The 20967-nt window shown below is 63.2% G+C and carries 18 protein-coding genes; 2 read left to right on the plus strand and 16 right to left on the minus strand.

The genetic code is table 11. The annotated features are described in order from the left end of the window. The 16 genes from AAF358_05890 to AAF358_05965 form a co-directional block, all read right to left on the minus strand. The coding region (locus AAF358_05890; GenBank protein MEM7705063.1) for a glycosyltransferase family 4 protein at positions 1-1036 on the minus strand (1036 nt) is incomplete at its 3' end. Continuing rightward, on the minus strand, positions 1033-2499 hold the full coding sequence (locus tag AAF358_05895) for a hypothetical protein (protein ID MEM7705064.1): 1467 nt from the start codon (positions 2497-2499) through the stop codon (positions 1033-1035). The genes AAF358_05895 and AAF358_05890, both read right to left, overlap by 4 nt. Then, a complete protein-coding gene (locus AAF358_05900; GenBank protein ID MEM7705065.1) occupies positions 2489-3598 on the minus strand; it encodes a glycosyltransferase family 4 protein in 1110 nt (369 codons plus the stop codon). The genes AAF358_05895 and AAF358_05900 overlap by 11 nt, the downstream gene beginning before the upstream one ends. After that, positions 3595-4629, minus strand: a complete 1035-nt coding sequence (locus tag AAF358_05905; GenBank protein ID MEM7705066.1) for a glycosyltransferase — start codon at positions 4627-4629, stop codon at positions 3595-3597. Before AAF358_05905 ends, AAF358_05900 begins: the two co-directional genes overlap by 4 nt. Further along, complete coding sequence (locus tag AAF358_05910; GenBank protein MEM7705067.1) at positions 4626-5885, minus strand: hypothetical protein; 1260 nt, start codon at positions 5883-5885, stop codon at positions 4626-4628. The genes AAF358_05905 and AAF358_05910 overlap by 4 nt, the downstream gene beginning before the upstream one ends. Next, the gene (locus tag AAF358_05915; GenBank protein ID MEM7705068.1) at positions 5878-6876 is read right to left on the minus strand and encodes a glycosyltransferase family A protein; all 999 of its coding nucleotides are present in this window, start codon (positions 6874-6876) and stop codon (positions 5878-5880) included. The genes AAF358_05910 and AAF358_05915 overlap by 8 nt, the downstream gene beginning before the upstream one ends. Then, entirely contained in the window at positions 6873-7805 is a 933-nt protein-coding gene (locus AAF358_05920; protein MEM7705069.1) for a glycosyltransferase family A protein, read from the minus strand. Before AAF358_05920 ends, AAF358_05915 begins: the two co-directional genes overlap by 4 nt. Then, the gene (locus tag AAF358_05925; GenBank protein ID MEM7705070.1) at positions 7802-9112 is read right to left on the minus strand and encodes a glycosyltransferase family 4 protein; all 1311 of its coding nucleotides are present in this window, start codon (positions 9110-9112) and stop codon (positions 7802-7804) included. Before AAF358_05925 ends, AAF358_05920 begins: the two co-directional genes overlap by 4 nt. Beyond that, positions 9109-10797: an ABC transporter ATP-binding protein gene (locus tag AAF358_05930; protein ID MEM7705071.1), complete on the minus strand. Its 1689-nt coding sequence runs from the start codon at positions 10795-10797 to the stop codon at positions 9109-9111. Before AAF358_05930 ends, AAF358_05925 begins: the two co-directional genes overlap by 4 nt. Beyond that, on the minus strand, positions 10794-11849 hold the full coding sequence (locus AAF358_05935; GenBank protein ID MEM7705072.1) for a glycosyltransferase family 4 protein: 1056 nt from the start codon (positions 11847-11849) through the stop codon (positions 10794-10796). Before AAF358_05935 ends, AAF358_05930 begins: the two co-directional genes overlap by 4 nt. After that, positions 11837-13567, minus strand: a complete 1731-nt coding sequence (gene asnB / locus AAF358_05940) for an asparagine synthase (glutamine-hydrolyzing) (GenBank protein ID MEM7705073.1) — start codon at positions 13565-13567, stop codon at positions 11837-11839. The genes AAF358_05935 and asnB overlap by 13 nt, the downstream gene beginning before the upstream one ends. Then, positions 13554-13904, minus strand: coding sequence for a winged helix-turn-helix transcriptional regulator (locus tag AAF358_05945; protein MEM7705074.1), 351 nt, complete (start codon positions 13902-13904; stop codon positions 13554-13556). Before AAF358_05945 ends, asnB begins: the two co-directional genes overlap by 14 nt. An 85-nt stretch (positions 13905-13989) precedes the next feature. Further along, positions 13990-14499: a transcription termination/antitermination NusG family protein gene (locus tag AAF358_05950; GenBank protein ID MEM7705075.1), complete on the minus strand. Its 510-nt coding sequence runs from the start codon at positions 14497-14499 to the stop codon at positions 13990-13992. Positions 14500-14713: 214 nt separating this feature from the next. Then, on the minus strand, positions 14714-15730 hold the full coding sequence (gene galE, locus AAF358_05955; protein MEM7705076.1) for a UDP-glucose 4-epimerase GalE: 1017 nt from the start codon (positions 15728-15730) through the stop codon (positions 14714-14716). Further along, positions 15717-16697, minus strand: a complete 981-nt coding sequence (locus tag AAF358_05960; protein ID MEM7705077.1) for a UDP-glucuronic acid decarboxylase family protein — start codon at positions 16695-16697, stop codon at positions 15717-15719. Before AAF358_05960 ends, galE begins: the two co-directional genes overlap by 14 nt. Next, the gene (locus tag AAF358_05965; GenBank protein MEM7705078.1) at positions 16694-18043 is read right to left on the minus strand and encodes a UDP-glucose/GDP-mannose dehydrogenase family protein; all 1350 of its coding nucleotides are present in this window, start codon (positions 18041-18043) and stop codon (positions 16694-16696) included. The genes AAF358_05960 and AAF358_05965 overlap by 4 nt, the downstream gene beginning before the upstream one ends. A 57-nt stretch (positions 18044-18100) precedes the next feature. Between AAF358_05965 and AAF358_05970 the strand changes: the two genes are divergently transcribed. Continuing rightward, positions 18101-19180, plus strand: coding sequence for a nucleotidyltransferase family protein (locus tag AAF358_05970; GenBank protein MEM7705079.1), 1080 nt, complete (start codon positions 18101-18103; stop codon positions 19178-19180). Further along, positions 19174-20961: an asparagine synthetase B family protein gene (locus AAF358_05975; protein ID MEM7705080.1), complete on the plus strand. Its 1788-nt coding sequence runs from the start codon at positions 19174-19176 to the stop codon at positions 20959-20961. Before AAF358_05970 ends, AAF358_05975 begins: the two co-directional genes overlap by 7 nt. The last annotated feature ends 6 nt before the right edge of the window (positions 20962-20967 follow it).

Below are 20967 nucleotides of genomic sequence, written 5' to 3' on the forward strand. Positions count from 1 at the left end.
CCGAGGCCAGGGCAGCCTCATCGTCGTGTGTAAACACCGCACCCGTATCCCGGCCGGCAATCATGTCAGGGCCGCAACCGACGCGATCACTGACAAGAGCGGGCAATCCCCGGGAAAAGGCTTCGTTCACCACCAGGCCCCAGGTTTCGGTAATCGACGGGAGCACCAGCAGATTGGCAGCCGCGTAGATTGCCGGCAAGGCCCCCTGATTTCTGAACCCGAGCATGTGAACCTGAGGGTCATCTCCGATCGCTTCACGCAGCTTACCTTCCAGTTCACCGGTGCCGACAAAAGCGAGGGCCGCCCGACCCAGCCGCGCGCGGCGAAACGCTCTGAGCACCAGGAGCGGGCGTTTGATCGACTGCAGCTTGCCGACAAACAGCACCAGCGGCTGCGAGCGATCGAGCGTTAAGCGCTGGCGCCAGGCGGCCGCCTCCTCCCGGACCTCTTGTGCCGGGCAAAAATGATCGGGATCCACGGCCGGCGGTGAACGATGAAGGTGCTGGTCGTCGATACCATGATGGCGAAAATAGGCGAGGTTGTGCTGACCGACAAACAGTGCACCAGCCAGACTTTGGAAGGCGCGACGAATCACGCCATCGGCAAGGCGGCGACGCAGCCCGTCCGGTCGCGCCAGCAGCGTTGAATCGCCGCGAAGCCAGGTATTCGCCGGCAGCCTTCCGCGGATCATAGCCGGCAGAATGCTTTCGTAGCGATAGGTCATCAGCAGCGTAGCCGCAGGTCCGTAGCGCGCGAGCGCTGGCCAAAGCGCCGGATTGCGCAGGCCACGGAAATGATGAGTTCCCGGGTCAGCGGCGGTGTTTTCGACAAACTCGCAGTCGTAACCGCTGAGCAGCGGCGTATCCCAGGTGACGGATTGACCAAAGCCGGGGTCCGCACCATCGCGACTGGCCGGATTGTCCAGATAGAACACTCGCAGCGCCGCATCGAGATTTGCTGAAAGCCAGCGAAACCATGGGGCAAAGTACTGAATCGGGTGTGAGCATACAACCGCGAGTTTTTGCTGACCCGTCACACCGCCACCGGTCGCGACTGATAGATGTTCGCCGTCAGCGGCCCACCGACAAACCGGAACAACAGAAACAATACGATGATGCTCATTAAGGTGCCGCCCACCATCTTCACGGCAGCCACCTCCAGGATCAGGGTATTGAGGATGATGACCACCGCAGCGCCCCACACGAGGTCCGAGCGCCCATAGCGAATAATGAGCTGCGAGATCGCCGCGACCACCAGATAGCCCCAAAGGAAGATCGGGACAAACATGCCTAGCGCGCCAAAATCGATATAACTCTCCGCCATATAGCCCAGGCTGATCGATGTCCCTTCGAAGCTCGATGCGAGAAGCAGACCGGTGTAGTACATCGTTTGTTCTGAGTCAGAGGGCAGCGGCGGTTTGTTGGGAAACAGAATGCGCGGCGTAAAAACATGAGTCACCGCGCGCCACCAAAGACGTCCGTTTTCGTAGGGTCGAACCTGCGGCACGTGGATCAGGGCATTGGCAAAATAGTCTACGTAGGCGATTCTGTCCGCGAGCTGCCCAACGGCCTGGCGGTAAGCCTCGGCCTCGGTGGCCGCAGCCAGATCGAACGCGTTCAAAATGCTTTCCCCGGTGCTGCGGGTGATCACCTGCTGACCGGTTCCCCGGTTCAAAAACTGTCGCTGGTCGACCTTAATCGCCGTCCAGAACACGGCCAAAACCAATCCGATTGAGACGATGCCAAAGCCGGCGGCAACACGGCGGAATTCAAAGCTCGGCCGGCAAAAAAAGTAGGCCAGCGCCAGGACCAGGATGACCTCTTTCCAGGCGGAAAAATAGGCGGCAAAACCGAGCACAATTTCGAGACCGCAGACCGCAATCAGCCACCCGTAGCCTCTTCGATCCCGCAAGACCTGACAGGCCAGTGCAAAAACAAATGCCCACTTGAGATCGATCAGCGGCAGGATGATCTGAGTCACGCTGCCCGGCAGCAGGTACTGCAAGCTCTTGAGGACACTCGAGACCGCAATCGCGGCACCGGTGGCCATGAGCAGTCGCAGGCGCACCTGGTCTGAATCTACGGGGCCCGCTTCCGGCGCTTCGCCAACCCGTTCCAGTCGCTGTGAAAACTGGAGCTGGGCCACTGCAAAACCCGCGATCAAAGCCAGCAAACCGATGAGGGTCAGCCCGGTTGCCTCACTCAGTGCGCCCATGACGGGGTGCTCAGCGCCGAAGGAGCCTTCGACCAGCATATCGTCAAGCGGGATTCCGAGCACGTTGGCATGCAGCAATTTCGTGCTGGCCTGCAGCCACTGATAAACCACTACCAGCATCACCAGCGGCGGTTCGTTGGTGCGCCACAGCATTACAAAGGCAATCCCCAGGATTCCAAATGCCAGCAACGTCAGCGGATAATTCACCAGCGGGGCGCGAATGAGAATAAAAAGGAGCGGGATACAAAGCAATCCCAGGATTCGAAGCTGCGCGCTATAACGCATACACTGAACTCCAGCCAGCTTCAAAAGCCCGCTCGATATCTTCTGCCGAACGGCGCGCAGCCTCGCCCATGCTCAAAACAGTGTTCGGTGTCTCACTGAGGCTCTTGAGGGCGGATACCAGACTAGGGACCTCCGGAGCTTCACAGATCAATCCGTCTACAGACTGCGAGATCAGCTCCGGTAACCCGCCTCGGGGATAGACCACCGAGGCGACCCCCGCCTTTTTTGCCTCAATGACGACCGCACCCAGGCCCTCTTCGACCAAAGACGGCACCACCAACACATCACAGCCGATCAAGAAAGCTGTCACATCCTCGACAAACCCCTCAAAGGACAGCCAGGAAGCGGACCCGTGGCGCTTGGCAAGCGCATCCCAGAATGCACTAGCTCTTCCGGCTACTCGAAGCTGAAACTCGACGCCGGCCTCGTGTAGCGTGTCGCAAGCCTCGAGCAGATGGTCGATGCCTTTATGGTGCTCAAGCTGACCAACAAAACCCAACACCAGGCCAGCCCTTTTGATCGGCGCGGCGACATCGGACTGGCGTGGTCGGACAAAGGGCCGTGACCAAATGGTCGTCAGCTTCTCTGGCGGACAACCCAACTCTCTGAGACGGCAGGCAATGTGGTCGGAGATAGCGACCACTCGATTGACGCGCGCCAAACACACACGCCACAGCAGGCGGTGAGCCATGGTGTGAGAAACCGGCGTATCCCCGCAGCGCAAGATCAGCGGTTTTCGAACGATCCACAGCAGCGGCAGAAAATTCAGCAGTGTCTCGGGATTGGAGATCTGCAGGGCGTTGATCGGAGTACGTCGCAGCCGGAGTGCCAGCTGTAGGTTCGCCTTCAAAATTACCACCAGAGCGGTCATCCATTGCAGCCACGTGGTGCTGCGTCCAAGTCGATCGTAAAAGTCGAGCTCGCACCAGGGTAAACCTAGCGATTCCAGGTGAGGCACCACCTGTTGACGACCCCAGTGCTCGTGTATCGCCACCATCACTTGTTCGCCGCGGCTCTGGAGGTGTTGCATTACGTCGATATTGCCGCGTTCGCGACCAAACAAGACGATGCCATCCAGCAACAGCATCACCCGCTTCATGCGAGCATCTCCTCATAGACGGCTAGGTAACGTTGTGTGATGACCGGGACGTCAAACGCCTCTAGCGCCCGCGTCCGACACGCCCGGCGATCGATTTCTTCAAGCCTACTGACGGCCGCGACGCCGGCAGCAATATCCTCGATCAGAAAACCATGGCGTCCATGCTCAATGATTTCCGGGGTCGCCCCTCGCGGACAGGTGATCACGGGCGTCCCGCTGGCAAGGCTTTCGGCAAAGACGATGCCAAACGGTTCATTCCACTGGATGGGCACCACCATCGCGGCTGCCTGGGTGAGCAGCGCCTGCTTTTGCTCGTCGTTGACCGGGCCGATGTACTCGATCTGCTCGTCACATTCCGCTATTACCTGTGAATCGAAGTAACGGCGCTCAGGCCCCTCTTCCGCGTGATTGCCCGCGATCAGGAGACGCCGGCCTGATTCGCGCGCGATCTGAATCGCCAGGTGAGCCCCTTTGATCGATTCAACTCGACTCAGAAAAACCAGCGGCGCATCCGTCCCAACTCGATCGCTCCAGTTGTAGTCTGCGCACCGCACACAGTTGTGTACCGCGTGCCAGGTACCGGCGCTGGCCCGGCCGCGGCTGGCGATGTAGCCGCTGCAGCCGCTGAATCGGAGGCGTCCTCCAAGCCAGCGGCTGGCCAGTGAGATTGTCCGCCCGGTGGGTTCGCGCTGGTAGCACATCAGACTCGGCACCGCCCGCATGCTCCCGCTGAGCGCCGCTTGCATCAGATAGGCCAGGCGCGAAAAGCTGTGCACGAGGTCCGGTTGAAAGTCGCGAGCGGCGTTCGCCAGCGCACGTCCATTCCGCCAGTGTGCGAGGCTGCTTGCCGGGTGGGTATCAGCCCATCCAAAGCGCTCGGTCGGAGCCGTCGAGTCCGGGTGTGCCAACAGTCCGACATCGTGACCCAGCTGGAGGAGTTCGTCAGCCAGCTGCGCAATGACCCGCTCGATGCCGCCGTAGAGCGTGGGCGGGACAGGCAGAAAGGGATCCGCGGTGAGAAGAACTCTCACGACGCCAGCGCCTCCTTGACGCGCTCCAGGAAAACTTTGGATTCGATGTCCCAGTTGAAGCGGTCGCTAAAATGCCTCAGGGCGGCGGCGTGTCCGCGGCCCGTGCACACAACCTCTTCCAGCCATCGGCTCACCGGTTCGGACACCGGTGGATCGTCCAGCAGATGCACGGCGTCGGTGAGCTCCGGCGCCAGCGCGAGATGGGCTGCCGTGGGAGTGAGCAACGTTGGAAGACCTGCGGCCAGGTAGGTAAATATCTTGTTCGCCAGGCATATATCCTTGTTGACCGGTTGGCGGTGCTCCAGCGCCAGGCCACAATGATGTCCCGCCGCCAATTCAAATAACGCTTCAGGGGCGAGGAGGGACATGAGCGTCAACTCAACGCCACAAGCCTGAGCCTCACGCCGCAGTGTCGCGTCAAAGCCCGGTATCGGTCGTCCCACCAGCGTCAACTCGAGCGGTCTTTCGAGCGCCGCACAGAGCTTTGGCGCGAGCGCGAGAAAACCGTCGAGCCCACGATCCGGTCCAATCGTCTGCGAGAACCAGAAAAACCTGACCGGATCACCGGGGCCCAGCGGGGGTATGATTTGCGGCCGCTCTCGATTCGGGCTGAACACGTTGAGCAGCACCGTCGGTTGAAGGCCGTAGCGTTGGGTCAGCGCATTCGCAATACCCGGCGAGGCGGCGCTGACGTAGCGGGCGTCCGGGAGGTACGCCGACTCCAAAGCCTCTCGCAGGCGCCGGTCGAACGACTGGCTCTCGTCGAGCTCATCAACATGGCTATCCTCCGCGTCAAAGGCAAAACCGGCGCCGGTTTCCCGCGCGACCGTTGCGGCCGCCGGCAGCGCCGCGAGATTGTGCGCAATCGCCAGCGCAAAGGGTGCCGAAGCGGTTGCGTTTTGTCGCCGCAGGGTGTTCCGCAGGCGGCGGCAGTCAGGATTCAGGGCCTCCGCAAGGTGCCACGCCCTGGGTCGACAACCGAGGCGAAACAGCAGCGCTACCCAGGCCCGATAACTCTTTTGACGCAGCCTGAGCAGAATCCGCGGCAGCCGTCCAAGCCGGCTGAGGCGAAGCCCGTCCGCGAGGGCTGGTTCGTCCATCTGCTCATCCAACTCCGCGAACCAAGGTACCTGCGCCGAGGTGACGGTACGGACGGAAAAGTTGGCCCGATGCAGTGCGGTCAGCTCCTTGACCAATCGTGGGTTTGACGAGAAGTGTCCCGGGCTAACCAGGCAGATGGTGGGCACATCAGGCATGCGGCGCCTTTCGGGCTGTTCGTCGCTGACCGAACTGGCGGTAGCCTAGATCGTAGACCGTCGCCTGGAGTCGTCGGGCCAACCGCCAGCCCAGGGGGCCGGCCAAGCGTCGTACCCACCGCCCGCCACCCACCGCCGGCTGAAAGTGGCCGTGGTCTCGAGCACTGACCTCGCAGCTCAGGCTTAAGTCAGGCGCGTAGGGGTAACACTCGACCGCCAGCCGCGACCACGCCGCGGCGAGTGCGGATCGGACTGCGTCCGAGTCCTCAACAGCAAGCAGCTGCCGCCCTATCAGCTCGAGCGCCGTGACCGCCGATTTGAAGTGGGACGCCGACCGCCCCGCGCTCAGCGTCTGGTCGCTGCCCGATCGATAAAAGCTGAGCGCACGGGCCGAAAAGCCCACCTGATCCGTCGCCAGCATCAGCCGCGCAAAATATTCGCCGTCGTCGTTGAGCGACAGCGCTGGATTCCAGGGACCAACCCGCTCGACCAGCGACCGGGATGCCAGCCAGGCAGCGGGCTGAATCATCAGGTTTTGCGACAGCGCAGCGATCTGCCAGGACACCGGGGTTTGCGGGCGCCACAGGTCGTCGGCGACCACCTGAGGGACCGCTGGAGGCTCATCGACAAACCGACACCACGAGCCGGCGGTGAGCTCGACGGACGGGCTTGCCGACAGGTAGTCGAACTGGTGTCGAAGCTTGTCTCGATGGAGAAGATCATCAGCATCCACGAAGCTGATCCAGCGGCCCCGCGTTTCCGCTAAGCCCCGATTCCGGGCGGCTGCTGCGCCCTGGTTGTTCTGCTTAACGATCCTCAAGCGCTGATCGGACACCACCAGTGTATCCACCGAGCCGTCCGTTGAACCGTCATCAACCACAATCACCTCGAAGTCTGAAACGGTTTGCGCCAGGATCGACTCGATGCAGGGCTTGAGCCACTCACCGGCGTTAAAGGCCGGAACGATGACCGAGACTCGCGGATCGGTCACGGCCGCTCCTCCACCGGCCGTTTTCCCAGCCAGCCAATCGCGCGCTCGCGCAGCCTAATGGCAACCCGCGGCGCGCGGCGTGCCAGCCATCGGTAAGCCGCGTGACCTTCACCCGGGCCCTGTCCAGCTAGCTGGCTTGCCAGCAGCGCCGCACGGTCGGCGACACGCCAGTCCTTGAGCGATGCCGCCACGGCGCTGATCTGCCAAAGCCGGGTGGAAATCGCCGAGTGATGTCGCGGCCCCGATTCCGCGGCCGCCTGGGCCATCACCTCAAATTGCGCTGAAACACAGGCCTGCTGAGCGGCTCCCGACATCGACCCAGGTACCCGGTAGTTGATCACGTGGATGGATTGAAGCGCCCGGAATTTGAGGCCCCCGCGCGCCAGTCTGCAATGGAACGCCTGGTCCTCGTTAAACAGCTGCCGATCAGGAATCTGGTAGCCGCCGGCGGCGAGCACAGACCGACGGCGGTAAACACCGCAGATGGCGTTGATGGGCTCTTCGATCGTATAGGCAACCGGATCGTCCACGAGTGCTGCGTCATCAAATAAACGTCTGGCGAGGAGCGAACCGTTTTGATGTTCCCGATATTCATAACCGCTGAGAAGCACGTCAATCTCGGCGCCCATGGCCGCCAAATTGGCGGCCACAAAGTCCGGTCTTAAACCGTCGTCAGCGTCGTGAAAATGAACCAGGTCACACGCCGTTGCCTCCAGCAGCCGATGCTTGCCCAGGGAACAACCGACGTTCTGATCGCTGCGGAGGACCCTGGCGCCGAGACGTTTTGCCAGGGCGCCTGTCCCATCGGTGCTGGCGTCGTCATGAACCCAAATCTCATCGAAGGGCTGGGTCTGCCGGGCCGCATCCTCCAGCAGCCGGGGCAGAAACTCAGCGGCGTTGTACGCGGGAATACAGAGCGCCAGGCTCATCGCTGCAGCCCCAGCCGCTGCGCGCCCCGTTCGACCAGCGCTTTGGCCAGGTCGCGACCGGCAAAATTTTGCGCCAGATCCCCCGCGCCGGTCAGACCGCCGGCGCTGTCGAGCACGCTTCGCCATAGCTCGACCGGTCGCGCAAGTCGTTCGGTGCCGGCCACTCGCTCGTAGAATTCAACATGTCTGCGCGCCTGGTTCGCGGGGTCGAGCTGTTCGGCCACGGCGGCTCTTGCGGCAGCGCCCATAGCTTCGCGCTCAGCAGGTCTTTGCGCCAGACAGCGGCCAAGACAGTCCGCCAGCGCGGCCGGGTCCTCCGCCTCGAACCGGAATCCGTTTACGCCATGCTCCACAAGTTCCGAGGCGCCGGCGCCGCCCGACACAATGGCCGGAATCCCGGAGGCCATCGCCTCCACAACCGTAAAATTGAAGACATCCCAGCTCGAGGGAACGACGACAAAAGCGGACTCGCGGCGGCGCTCCGCGAGCTCCGACGGCGGAACCATGCCGCGGGGCAGCAGCCGGCTTCCCCAGCAATCGGGAAAGCGTTTGCCCATCAGCTCCGACATGGAGATTGGTTTTCCATCGAGCCGTGTGGGCATGTCCCGGCCGTACCAATCGAGCTGTGCATCCGGCACCCGCTCCATCGCCTGCAGCAAAACCTCAACCCCTTTCCAACGCTGAATCTTGCCGCTGACCAAGGCCCGACCTGCGCCACCGCCGCTCTCAGCGAGCGGATACGGCGGCCGGATCACCGACACCGTTTTTCCCAGCAGCGCCGACCAGCGATCAGCGTTTGCGTCAGCGTAGGTGACGAGTCCGTCAGCCCAGGTTAAGCCAAGCTGCTCAATCAGTGCCGTCACGGTCTGGAAGACCCGCTCTCCGGGCAGCTGCTCAGCGTCAGCGATCTGGCTGAGGCTGGCGTGCAGCCGCACGGCCAGCGGCGTGTCACTTTCCAGCCAGGGCATGAACCCCAGCCCCCAATCGCAGCACTCAACCACGTCAAAGGGCTGTTCTCGCGCCGCCTCATCAACCTGTTGTTTCAACGCCCAGGCCGCAGCCAGATGGCGGTCGAGCCCAGCCAGCGGCTTCAGATGCGCGAAGCGCTGAAGGTGCTGTTGATAGATCCGATTTTGGAGGCCGTGCGCAAAGGGTTCTTGCGGCTCTTCGTCGATGACCGAACTGCTGCCGACAAAAACCTGCACATCGTGCCCGAGGCTGATCAGCTCGGGCACAAGATGTCGATAGTACGTAGCGATCCCACCGGCGACCTCACCCCACTCAGGAATGATCAACGCCAGCCTCACGCCACCACCTTCCGATCAGCCTGCAGCGCAAGCTGTCCGTCTTTGATTTCAAAAACCTCACCACACGGGGCCAGCAGCGCTTTGCGGTGCGTGATCACCAGCACGGTCGCCTTTCCGCGAAGCTCGGTGATCGCGCTGATAATGTCCCGTTCGGTGGCATCGTCCAGCGCTGACGTGGCTTCGTCGAAAACCAAAAACTCGCGCTGATGAAAAAGCGCTCTGGCAATTGCCAACCGCTGTCGCTGGCCGCCCGAAAGCCGCTGGCCGCGATCCCCCAGCGGCTCGTCCAGACCGCGCGGCAGCTCCTCCAGCAAATCGCCCAGCGCCGCCTTGCCAAGCGCTTTCTCGACCGCCGCATCTACCGCTCGCCCGGACCGATCATCCAGCGTGATATTGGTTCGGAGCGAATCATGAAACAGGCACGGGTCCTGCGGGATGTAGGCGCAGCGTCGAGTCCAGGAGAGGTTGTCTTCGGTCAGCGGCGTGCCGTCGACTGTCATCACCCCCGCTGTCGGCGAAAGCAGCCCCAGCAGCAGGTCGCCCAGCGTACTTTTGCCGGACCCGGAAGGGCCGACGATGCCGCAGCAGCTGCCCGGCTCGATGCTCAGACTCACATCCCGAAGCGCCGCCACCTCGCTGCCGGGATAACAAAAACTCACGCGTTCGAGAATGAGCTCAGGCAGACGCCCAGTGGCGGGCGGCGGCGCGTTCAGATCGGCGGCGGGCAACCGCAGGTCAGTCGCCAGCCTGCCCAGCACGGGGCGATTGGCCCGCAGCAGATTCACCTGATTTGCCACCGACGTTGCGGCAGGAATCAGCCGGATGCTGGCAACGCCGAAGGTTCCCAGCGTCGCCATCGCCGCAGCCAGAGATTCCGGACTTCGGCCAGCCCACAGCGCCGCCCCGAGCATCAGGGTGACCACCGCCAGCTCCAGCGCGCTGCGCGGAACCGTCTGCAGCGCGTTCTGAAGGGCCGTTGCTTCCGCCTGCTCCGCTGCGGCCTGCTCCAGCCTGCGACAGAAAAGACGCTGCGAACCTAAAACCCGCGCCTGCTTTAACGCCGCCAGGCTGTTGCCGACGGTTTGCACCACCCGCTCATAGCGTCGAACGATGCGCTCAGCGTTTTGACGCATCGGCCGTCGGGTTACCAGGTTCACCAGCAGCACGGTAACGCCGATCAGCATGCCCATCGCAACGGCAACCGGAGGGCTCAGAAAAACCAGAAAAAGGCCAAGCGCCAGCAGGACCAGGCCGTCTGCAATCAACCGAAGCAGCGCGTTGAGTACGTTCCCGCTGTAAAGCGCCACCTCGTAGAGCAGCGTGTTGGTCAACTCGGCCTCGCTGCGCTGCAGATGGAAAGCCCAGGGCTGAAGGAGATACTGTTTCAGCAGCCTGGACATCAGCAGGGCGCGATGATGATCACTGAAGCGCACAATGGTGCGCTGCAGATAGAAGCCGGCAACCGCCCGCAGCGCAAAAGCCAGAAGAATGGCGATGCCCAACCAGATCGGCGTACCGCCTGTCGGCTGTTCGGAGGACGAGAACGCGCTGCCGACGAAGGGCGCAATGAGGCTCACACCCAGCAGATCGAGCGCTGCCGCGGTCAGCATCACGCCCACCACCCAGGGAATCCGCCGCAGCTGGTCGCCCAGCACGGTAGCGAGGTCTCGCCAGAGCCCGGTCATTGGGTCATGGTCTCCGCCGTCAATGCGTCGACTTGCGCCCGAAACGCCGGCAGGCCAAATCGTTCCCTCACCGCTGCCGGATCAGCCGGCCGGTTGGTTCGTTCTCGCAAAGCCTTCAGGATTGAGCGTGCCATATCTTCCGAGGCGACAAATGTCCCGCCGGCGAGGCTCAGCGGGTCGGCGCTGCCGTCCTGACCCAAGCCCAGCACCGGGCAGCCGCAGGCCAGCGCCTCCAGATAAACGATGCCGAAACCCTCACCGGTGCTCGGCAGCACAAACAGCTCAGCATGACGATAGAGGAAGTGCAGTTCGGCCCGGGTAACCGCGTGAAGGAAAACCACGCGGTCCGCCACGCCGCAGCGGGCAGCCAAGGCTTCTAGCCTGCCGAGATCGGATCCGCTGCCGGCGATCACATAGTGCAGGTCGGGCTGATCCTGCAGAACCGAGGACAGCGCGCGGATGACCTGGTCATGCCCCTTGTATCGTTCCTGCGCGTCTAACCGCCCGACGCTCAGAAGGTAGCGGTCCGGCACCTCTCGCGGCGGCCGGCCCGTTGCCGGCTCAGCGAAACAGTCCTCGCCTACCGTGTTCGGCAGTATCCGCACCCGATGTTCCGGCAGATTGGACCAGCTCAGAAAGCGCCGCCTCGTGTAACGGCTGACGGCGGTGACCAGGGAAACCCGAGCCAAACCCGGGCGCCGCCAGAGCGAAGCGGGCCGCTGCCACGCCTCGATACCATGAAGCTGAAGCCAGAGCGGCAGGCCATGGCGGCCTGCCAGCCAGGCGGCCAGCGGGAGCAAAGAAAGGTGGCCGCACAGCAGCAGGTCAGGAGGCTGCTCCGCCAGCGCCTGGCGCGCCATCGCAAGATAGCGCCACCGGCCCTTGGCGCTGCGCTGCCGCAGACCGGAAGACTCATAGTCACCACCGCCGGTTGCGAGTACCTCAACGCGGTTGGCTGGCCCCAAAGCCAGACTGGTCAGCCAGTGGCGATTGAATTCCTGGATACCGCCGCGGGCGTTGAACGCCTCGGTGACCAAAGCTAGAACCTGCACTGCAGCTCCTGCGCCCAATGGCGCGCCCAGCCCGCGCCTGGGTGGCCACGCCATTGGTCCAGCGGCGTGGTGAAGCCCGTCTTGGGTCGCTCAAAGAGCGTTTCCGGCAGGAGGTCCGCCGCGGTCCGCAAGAGATCAGTTTTATTGAAGCGCACTCCCCCCGCCAGCTGCTGTAGCGACGTATCAACATACGGCACCCGGATCTCAAGCGAGTGACTCATCCCCGCCCAGTCCGCATCACGCAGCAGCTGATTCTTGAGGTAAAAACCCTGCTCTAACGCGCTGACTGCGGCCGCTGGATTGCTCTCTCGCCGGGCCCGCTGGTCCATGCGGCCCACCAGGTTGAGGCGCCTCAGCCCCTCGCGCGCCGCCGAGCGCCCCATCAGCCCGGGAAGCTCCCAGGGCATAAACAGACCGCGCTTCAACAAATAAGCCCCGCCCAGACTCTCGCCATACTCGAGCATGCCGGCGGCCTTAGGCGACAGCCCCAATACCGAACAGATTGGCCCCAGCGCCGTTCGAAGCAGGCGGCCCAGGCCCGGCACCCAGCTCGCCCAGGATGCCTGCCGGTGCCATCGAGGAACATCCGAAAACGACGGATAGCCCGCGAACAGCTCATCGGCGCCCAGGCCGGATAGCGCTGTCTTCCAGCCGGCTTTTGCCGCCGCGCCCGCCACAATCCAGGTGTTGAGGCCGTCGATACTCGGTTGATCCATGGCCGACAGCACCTTCGGCAGGTCTCGCTCAAACTGTTCCCGAGCGTAGTAAGACACCTGGTGGCGCACGCCCAGGCGGCCGGCGATCTGGCGCGCCAGCGTCACCTCGTCACGGTCACTGTTGCGGTATTCGGCAAAGCCGACAGTCAGCGCCTCAAGCTTCGGATTCTGCCGACTCGCCAAGGCCGCCAAGACGGCACTGTCGATGCCCGCCGACAGAAAAACGCCGACGGGAACGTCGGCCACGAGGTGTGCCTTGATCGAGTCCTCGACTGCCGCTTTGAGATCTGCCGGTCGATTCCCGTTCGCGTTCGAAGGCTCGCTGAGGAAGGAAACCGGCGCTGCTGGCCCGGTAGGACCGCAGCGTTGGTAGTGACCCGCCGGCAGCGGGCGAATGGCACGATACAGCGTAAAGGGTTCAGGGATGCTGCCGGTCAACAGAAAGCCGGCCTGGCCGGCCGGGTCCAGTTCGCGGGAAACCGCTCGGCTGGTCAGCAGCGCTTTCACCTGACTGGCGAAACGCAGCTGCCAGCCGTCGTCCGCAACGTAAAGGGGCTTGATGCCAAAGTGATCCCTAGCGAGCAGCAGCTCACGCGTCTGCTGGTCCCAGAACGCCAGTGCAAACATGCCGCGCAGTCTGCGCAGCGCATCACTCCCGTGCCTGCGTAACAGCTTCAGCAAGACCTCCGAATCGCTGCTGGACCGAAACCGCTCGCCGTCCGCCGTCAGCTCCTCCCGCAGCTCCTCATAGTTAAAGATTTCGCCGTTGAAGCACAGGACGAAGCGGCCGCAGCCGCTGACCATGGGCTGCCTACCCGCCTCGCTCAGATCGATGATGCTGAGACGCCGATGGCCCAGCACCAGCCGGTGGTCTGCCGACTCCCAAAGCCCACAATCGTCAGGGCCCCGACGGGTCATCGCGTCGCGCGTCGTCGCCGCTTCCACCGGATCCACATCCGGCGCGCTGCGGTGGTACGCGTAGATGCCGTTAACGGCGCACATGGCCTTCCTCGGACGTGCGGTCAACGTCATGCCGCAGCTCAGCCTTGAGACGCTCAATCTCCCGACGAAGCGACTCCAGTTCGTGGGTCTTATGCTCCAGAAAGGCCGCCGCCGCCAGCCGCCGTGCCTGGCGCCCCTGGGCGGTGACGCGGTAGCGTCGAGGTTTGCCCAGTCCAACATCCGTCTCCGGGACGATCATGCCGGTATCCACGAGGGCTTTCAGGCAATAGTTGACCTTACCCAGGCTGATCTCCAGCCGTCGGGCGAGCACACGCTGACTGCAGCTGGGCTGATGCTCCAGCAGCTTGAGCAGACGGTAATGGATTTCTTGATGCATCGATCGAATCAACGCGTGCATGGAGGCACGCTACCGCCCTGCAGTGTGCTGTCGCGCACCGCACGGCAAAGGCAGCTGCCGAACTTCAGCGAGCTGCGCGAAGGCTGTCAAGCGGCAGGGAAACCCGCCGCGACTGGCCCAATAATTCCACCAGGAGCCAGGCTCGGGCGTTGCCGTCCGCCGCCTGAAAAATGCCTCGGAGCCCGGCCATCGGGCCACCAAATACTTCAACCGGATCACCGGCGCTCAGCGCTGGCTGGTCCAGCCTGACCAGCCCGGTGTCGGGACAGGTGGCCGCCTGCAGCCCCGAAATCACCCAGCCAGGGACCTGAGCAGGCTCCGTGCCGAAGCGCACCAGCCGCGAAACACCAAAGGTTGAATCGATCGGCGCCAGCACCTGCTCCTGGGTGACGGCCACAAACAGATAGCGGGCAAAAAGCGGCTGCGCCGCCCGGCGAACCCGCCGACGCCGCAGCGGGTTTCGAGCCATGGGCAGGTAGGTCTGGTATCCCTGACGGTCCAGCTGCTCCCTGGCGCGCTCCTCGCCAGCGACCTTACTCTGAACCAAAAACCAAGTGTCTTTATTTAAAATCATAGGCTTGGGGCATAATCCTAAAGTAGAAAACACCGTTGTTCAACGCTTGAACACATCCATCGGCATTCAACGAAGATTTCTTCAGTCACAGCGCTGACGAAAGCGCCGGGCGGAAAGAAAAGCGCCCCACCCTTAGCCCATTCTTATCGGCCAGATGGTCTCGGGTTTTTAGCGCTGGTGGGACCCGATGCGCAGGGCACCGCAGGATTAAGGGTCAGTCAGAGAATTGATCTTTGTGTTTCAGGCGATGCTGCAGCCACTGCCAGGCGGTCTCGATCAGCGGCTCGATCTCCAGGTATTCCGGTTCCCAGCGCAGCCGATTGTGAGCGCGGGTCGCGTCAGCGACCAGTTTGGGCGGATCACCGGGTCGCGCTGCGCCGTCGACCACGGGGATATCCTTGCCCGTCACCCGGCGCGCCGCATCGATCACCTGCCGCACGGAATAACCGCGACCCATCCCAAGGTTATAGGTTTGGGTGCCGCCACCGCCGTCAAGGGTTTCCAGCGCCAGGACATGCGCTTTTGCCAGATCGTTCACGTGGACGTAGTCCCGAATGCACGTGCCGTCCTCGGTATCGTAGTCCTGCCCGAACACCGTAACGTTCTCCTTAAGCCCGGCAGCCACCTCGAGGAGCAGCGGAATGAGGTGGGTCTCCGGCTCGTGCAGCTCCCCGATGTCACCCTGCGGGTCCGCGCCGGCTGCGTTGAAATAGCGCAGCGAGGCCGACTTGAGGCCATAAGCCGAACCGTAGTCGCGCAGCGCCTGTTCGATGACCAGCTTGGTTCGGCCGTAGGGGTTAATCGGGAACTGCGGGTGCGCCTCGGGAATGGGGATCAGGCGGGGTTCACCATAGGTGGCGCAGGTGCTGGAGAACACCATCTTGTCGACCTTGTGACGCCGCATGCTGTCGAGCAGGTTCAGCGTGCCAACCACGTTGTTCCGGTAATAGCGCTGCGGGTCTCTCACCGATTCGCCGACATAGGCCAACGCTGCGAAGTGGATCACCGCAATCGGCTGATACTCGACCATCACCCGGTCGATCACCTCCGGCATCAGCAGGTCGCCCTTGATCAAGGGACCCCATTTCACGGCCCACCGATGGCCGGTCGACAGATTATCGAGGACCACCGGGCGATACCGCGCTCGCTTGAGGACCTTGCAGGTGTGGGACCCGATGTAGCCGGCGCCGCCGGTCACCAGAACTGTGGGTTTGCCGTCACTCATCGCCATTGCCCAGCAGCCGATCGAAATACTCGATGGTTCGGCCCAGGCCCTGCCGGAGCTCCACCTTCGGCCGCCAGTCAAGCGCCTGCTCGGCCAGCTCGATCCTGGGCTGACGCTGGGTCGGATCGTCCTGCGGCAGCGGACGGTATTCGATGGGGCTACTGCTGCCCGTCAGCTCAATCACCAGCTCCGCCAGCTCCCGGACGGTGAACTCACCCGGATTGCCGATATTGACCGGCCCGACAAAGTCTTCGGCCGAGCGCATGAGCCGCAGCAGCCCGTCGATCAGATCGTCCACATAACAGAACGATCGGGTTTGGCTGCCATCGCCAAACAACGTCAACGGCTCGCCGCGCAGCGCCTGGACCACAAAATTCGACACGACCCGACCGTCTGATGGGTGCATGCGTGGCCCATACGTGTTGAAAATCCGAGCGACCTTAATCGGCAGCGCGTGCTGCCGGTGATAGTCAAAAAACAGCGTCTCAGCACACCGTTTTCCCTCGTCGTAACACGACCGAGGCCCGATCGGATTCACCCGGCCCCAATAGGATTCGGGCTGCGGGTGCAGTTCGGGATCCCCGTAGACCTCGCTGGTGGATGCCTGGAGGATACGGCAGCCCAGTCGCTTGGCCAGACCCAGCATATTGATGGCGCCGTGGACGCTGGTCTTGGTGGTCTGCACCGGGTCACTCTGATAGTGCACGGGCGACGCTGGACAGGCGAGATTATAGATCTCGTCCACCTCAACGTAGAGCGGAAAGGTTACGTCGTGACGCAGCAGCTCAAAACTCGAATGATCGAGCAGATGGCGAATGTTGTCTTTTGTGCCGGTAAAAAAGTTGTCCAGGCAGATCACGTCCGCCCCGGCCTCCAGCAGCTTCTCGCAGAGATGTGAACCGAGAAAACCGGCGCCGCCCGTAACCAGCACCCGCCTCCGGGTGTGATAGCGGCGGCCTTCCGGACTGGTCACGCCGGCGCTCCTGGAACGGCAACGCTCGCGCCTCGGCCAATCGCGTAGTAGGCAAAACCCTTGCTGGCGGCGTGATCCGGATCATAGAGATTGCGTCCGTCAAAGATCACCGGCGCCCGCAGCAGGCCCGCCAGCCGCTCAAAATCTGGCGACCAGAAGCTGCGCCACTCGGTCACGATCACCAGTGCATCCGCACCGTCGGCAGCCTCATAAGCGTCATCGCAGAGCACCAGCGACGGGTGATCACCGTAAATCCGCTGGGCCTCTTCACCCGCCTCCGGATCGTAGGCACGAACCGTGGCACCAGCGGCCCACAACCCTTCCATCAGTGTGCGGCTTGGCGCCTCGCGCATGTCGTCCGTATTCGGCTTGAACGCGAGCCCCCAGAACGCAAAGGTTTTGCCCTCGAGACTGCCGAAATGTGCCCCGATCTTGCCCAGCAGCACCGACTTCTGATCCGCATTGACCGCCTCAACCGAGTTGAGAATGCGTGCCTCGTAGCCCACTTCCGCCGCGGTCCTCGACAGCGCCTGCACGTCTTTCGGAAAACAGGACCCGCCATATCCGCAGCCCGGATAGATGAACGAAAAGCCGATCCGGGGATCGGACCCGATGCCCCGGCGAACCTGCTCGACGTCAGCGCCGACGCGCTCAGCAAGATTTGCGATCTCGTTCATAAAAGAGATTTTGGTTGCCAGCATCGCGTTGGCGGCATATTTGGTCAGCTCCGCCGAACGAATATCCATGGTGATGATCTTGTCATGGTTGCGATTGAACGGCGCATAAAGGTGTTTCATGCGGGTCAGCGCGTGCTCGTCGTCGCCTCCGAGCACAATTCGATCAGGCTTCTGGCAGTCTTCGATCGCCGCCCCTTCTTTCAGAAATTCGGGATTCGAAATCACCCAGTAGTCGATCTCAGCACCGCGCGCCTGCAGCTCAGCGCCCATGGCCTGGCTGACCTGGTCGGCGGTCCCCACAGGCACCGTCGATTTGTCGACGACAATCTTTGGCTGATCCATGTGCTCGCCGATCGTCCGCGCGACCGACAGGACGTACTGCAAATCGGCGCTACCGTCTTCATCTGGCGGCGTTCCCACCGCAATAAACTGAAACTCGCCGTGGCGAACCGCGCTGGCGGCATCGCTGGTAAACGCCAAACGACCGGCCTTTGCATTGCTGGACACCAGGTGCTCCAGCCCCGGCTCGTAGATAGGTAGCTCGCCGCGGTTGAGGCCCGCAATTTTTTCTTCGTCCACATCCACGCAGACCACGTGGTTGCCCGCTTCTGCGAGACAGGCTCCCGTGACCAGACCCACGTACCCGGATCCAAATATCGTGACTTTCAAAGCTGAGTTCCTGGTAGATAATGCCCAGGCGTCAATGGTAGAGGTTAGTAAGACGGAGTGAAACCCGACCCGCAGGCATTCCAGGAGTCCGCAGCAAGAGCGCTGCAACGCGTCCCGGCTGACCGGCCGGTCTCGTTCGACTGGCTGGAGCAGCATGGGCTTCTCGGCATGGCGTGCGCGTGGGCTAACGAATTGGATCTGCCGACGGACCTTCGCGAAGACCTCCAGGCTTGGCGCAGCGCCTATGCCGCCCAGTGGCTGAGCTGGCAGCAGTGCTGGCCAGAGGCGCTGGCCGCCCTGGAGGCGCCGCTCGTGCTTAAGGGCGCGGCGCTAAATACCTGGCTCTACCCGGATCCGACCCTGCGACCGGTGGGCGACCTGGACATTCTCATCAACTCAGCTGATCGCGAGGCGGCGTGCGACGCCCTGCTCGCCCAGGGCTACCACCCCGAGCTTGCGGTGGACGGAGACCTGGTGATGACCCAGCAGCGATTTACGCTGGACAACCATCACGGCACCACGTGCCATCTGGATCTTCACTGGCAGAGCAGCAATCGGTCGGAGCTTGCCGCAGCGCTTTCTTACGAGGCGCTCATCAATCTGAGTGAAGAAGCTTCCCCTGGCCTGAGGGTTCTCACGCCGGCGGCCGCCTGGCTGCATGCCGCCGCGCACCTGCTGGGTCACCACGCGGATCGACCCGCGATGAAGTGGCTGCTCGACCTGCACCTGATCTGGGAGCTCTTGTCCCCCTCCCAGCGGTCTGACCTCGTCGAACTGGCAACGAGACTTGGCTTAGCGCCAATCGCCAGCGCGACGCTCGAGCTTTGCTCGGATACGCTAGGCACCCGTTTCTCCGAGACCGCGCGACACCGCCTGCTGGCCGGCGCACGGCAGCGAACCCGCCACTACGTGTCCGGCCGCTCAACCCTGCTGCAGGACCTGCGCGCACTGCCCCGCTTCCGCCCCCGCCTACGATATCTTCGGCAGCTGGTTTTTCCGTCGCGCCGCTTCATGGACGCCAGGGGCTTTGGCGGCCACCCGCTCGGCTATCTGCGTCGGCTGGCCGGAGGCTTGGCGAAGGCGCTGAACCGCGCTCTCGACCGGGGGCGGGCGGACAGCAGGGATCCGAGATGGTAAGCGGCGCGCTGCTCGCGAAAATCCATCGTGACCCTGAGCCCAGGAGAAACGACCCAGCAGCGCAGCGGGCCTTCGATGAGCGCCTGGCGCGAGCCCGACTCCGGCTCGATCAGCCTCAGAAATGTTTCGCGTGGCAGGGCCTCCGTGTCGGCGCACTGGGGCATCCCCTGCGACCGGAAGCGAAGCATGATAACGAAGACTTCGAGCCGCTGATCGAGCTCGACAGTCGCCACGTCGGGCTGGTGTGGGGGCAGCTCGATCCCGACGGGCCGACGACCCGGGAGGCGCTAGAGCTGTTGGCAGCGCGCGGCCCGCAGGTCGCCGAATGGTTCAGCGGCAGCTATGTCATGATGCTGATCGATCGGGTCGAGGGGACGCTGCGGCTACTGCGAGATCCGCTGGGGACCCGCGGGGCGTTTATTGCGGAAACCGAGGACGCCCGCTGGGTGGCCACCGACGAGCGCATGCTGTGGCCGGATCAACCGCAGCCGGAGCCTGCCTACCTCGCAAGCGTCTTCGCCGCCGAACCGCCGCCACCGTCACTGTCGCCCATTGCCGGCGTGAGTTCGCTGCCGCCGGGTCACTGGCTGCAGCTTACGCCCGACACGAATCCAACGCCGCAACGCTATTGGCGCTTTCACTACGACCCGACGGTGCGGCGGCTCAGCGCCGCCGACCAGCGAGAAGGACTGCTGGAAAACCTGCGCAGCGCGGTGGCAGCCACCCGGTCTGACGGTGATGCCGTCGCCATCAGCGGCGGACTGGATAGCCCGGCGGCGGCAGCTCTGAGTGACCTGCGCCAAGCCCTGACCTATCGGATCGAGCGCTGGCCGGAATGTGGGGAACATAACCTGGCGAAGCGGGTTTGCGATGACCTAGGGCTGGCGCTGACCGAAATCGATTGTGACGATGCTGAGCCGCTCGGCGACGCTTTTGAGAAGACGCCGACCCTCGCCTGCGGTCCAGAGCTGGATGCGTACCAGGCTTTGCGCTGGCGGCTGGCGGTGAGGGCGCGTCAGCAGGGTCACCGGGGCGTGCTGACCGGCGACTTTGCCGACCAGCTTTACCTGGGGTATCCGTATGCGCTTCGGGACAGCTTTTTTCGCCAGCCGCTGGCGTCTCTGGGCACGCTGGCCAAACGCTTGCGGGCAACGCCAGCCTTCTGGCGGGACCCAACGGTGCGCCGGCTGGGTCCGCTCAACGGCATTTCCCGCGGCCGGCGAAGCCCCGTTCGCCCCTGGCTGACGGACCATAGCCGCTCCCTGTTGACAACCGCCGGGCGCGACCACCCGATTTACGGACCGATCACCCAGATCGATCGCGTGGAAGGCTGCCTCAACAGCAGCACCGCCCGCGCCGCACACCTGGGGTACCTGCAGGGGCTGGCCTGGGGCGTGGAGTATCGGTTTCCTTACCGGCAGTGGAAGCTGGTGCAGTTTTTCCTCAGCCTGCCGGCCCACTGCTGGCTCGATCCACACACCGGCGCCACCAAACCGGTCACGCGCCAGGCGATGCGGGGACGCCTGCCTGCTGCCGTGACGGAGCGGTTGGCCAAGACCAGCCTCGAACCGATGTTTCGCCAGGCGGTCCTCAAAGACCATTGGGACAAGGTGCAGGAGGCGCTGAGCCTCGCCGAACATTGGCAGCCTTATATAGACCCCGCGTGGCTCGAGGAGCGTCAGCAGAAAAACGACTGGAGCGGGTTCAGCCTCTACGTGCTGTGGTGCTGCGTCAGTGCAGCAAGATGGCTACAGAATTTCACCGGAAGACACAGAGGCTGAATTGAC

The organism is Pseudomonadota bacterium, from assembly GCA_039033415.1.
Lineage (GTDB): Bacteria > Pseudomonadota > Gammaproteobacteria > Xanthomonadales > SZUA-38 > JANQOZ01.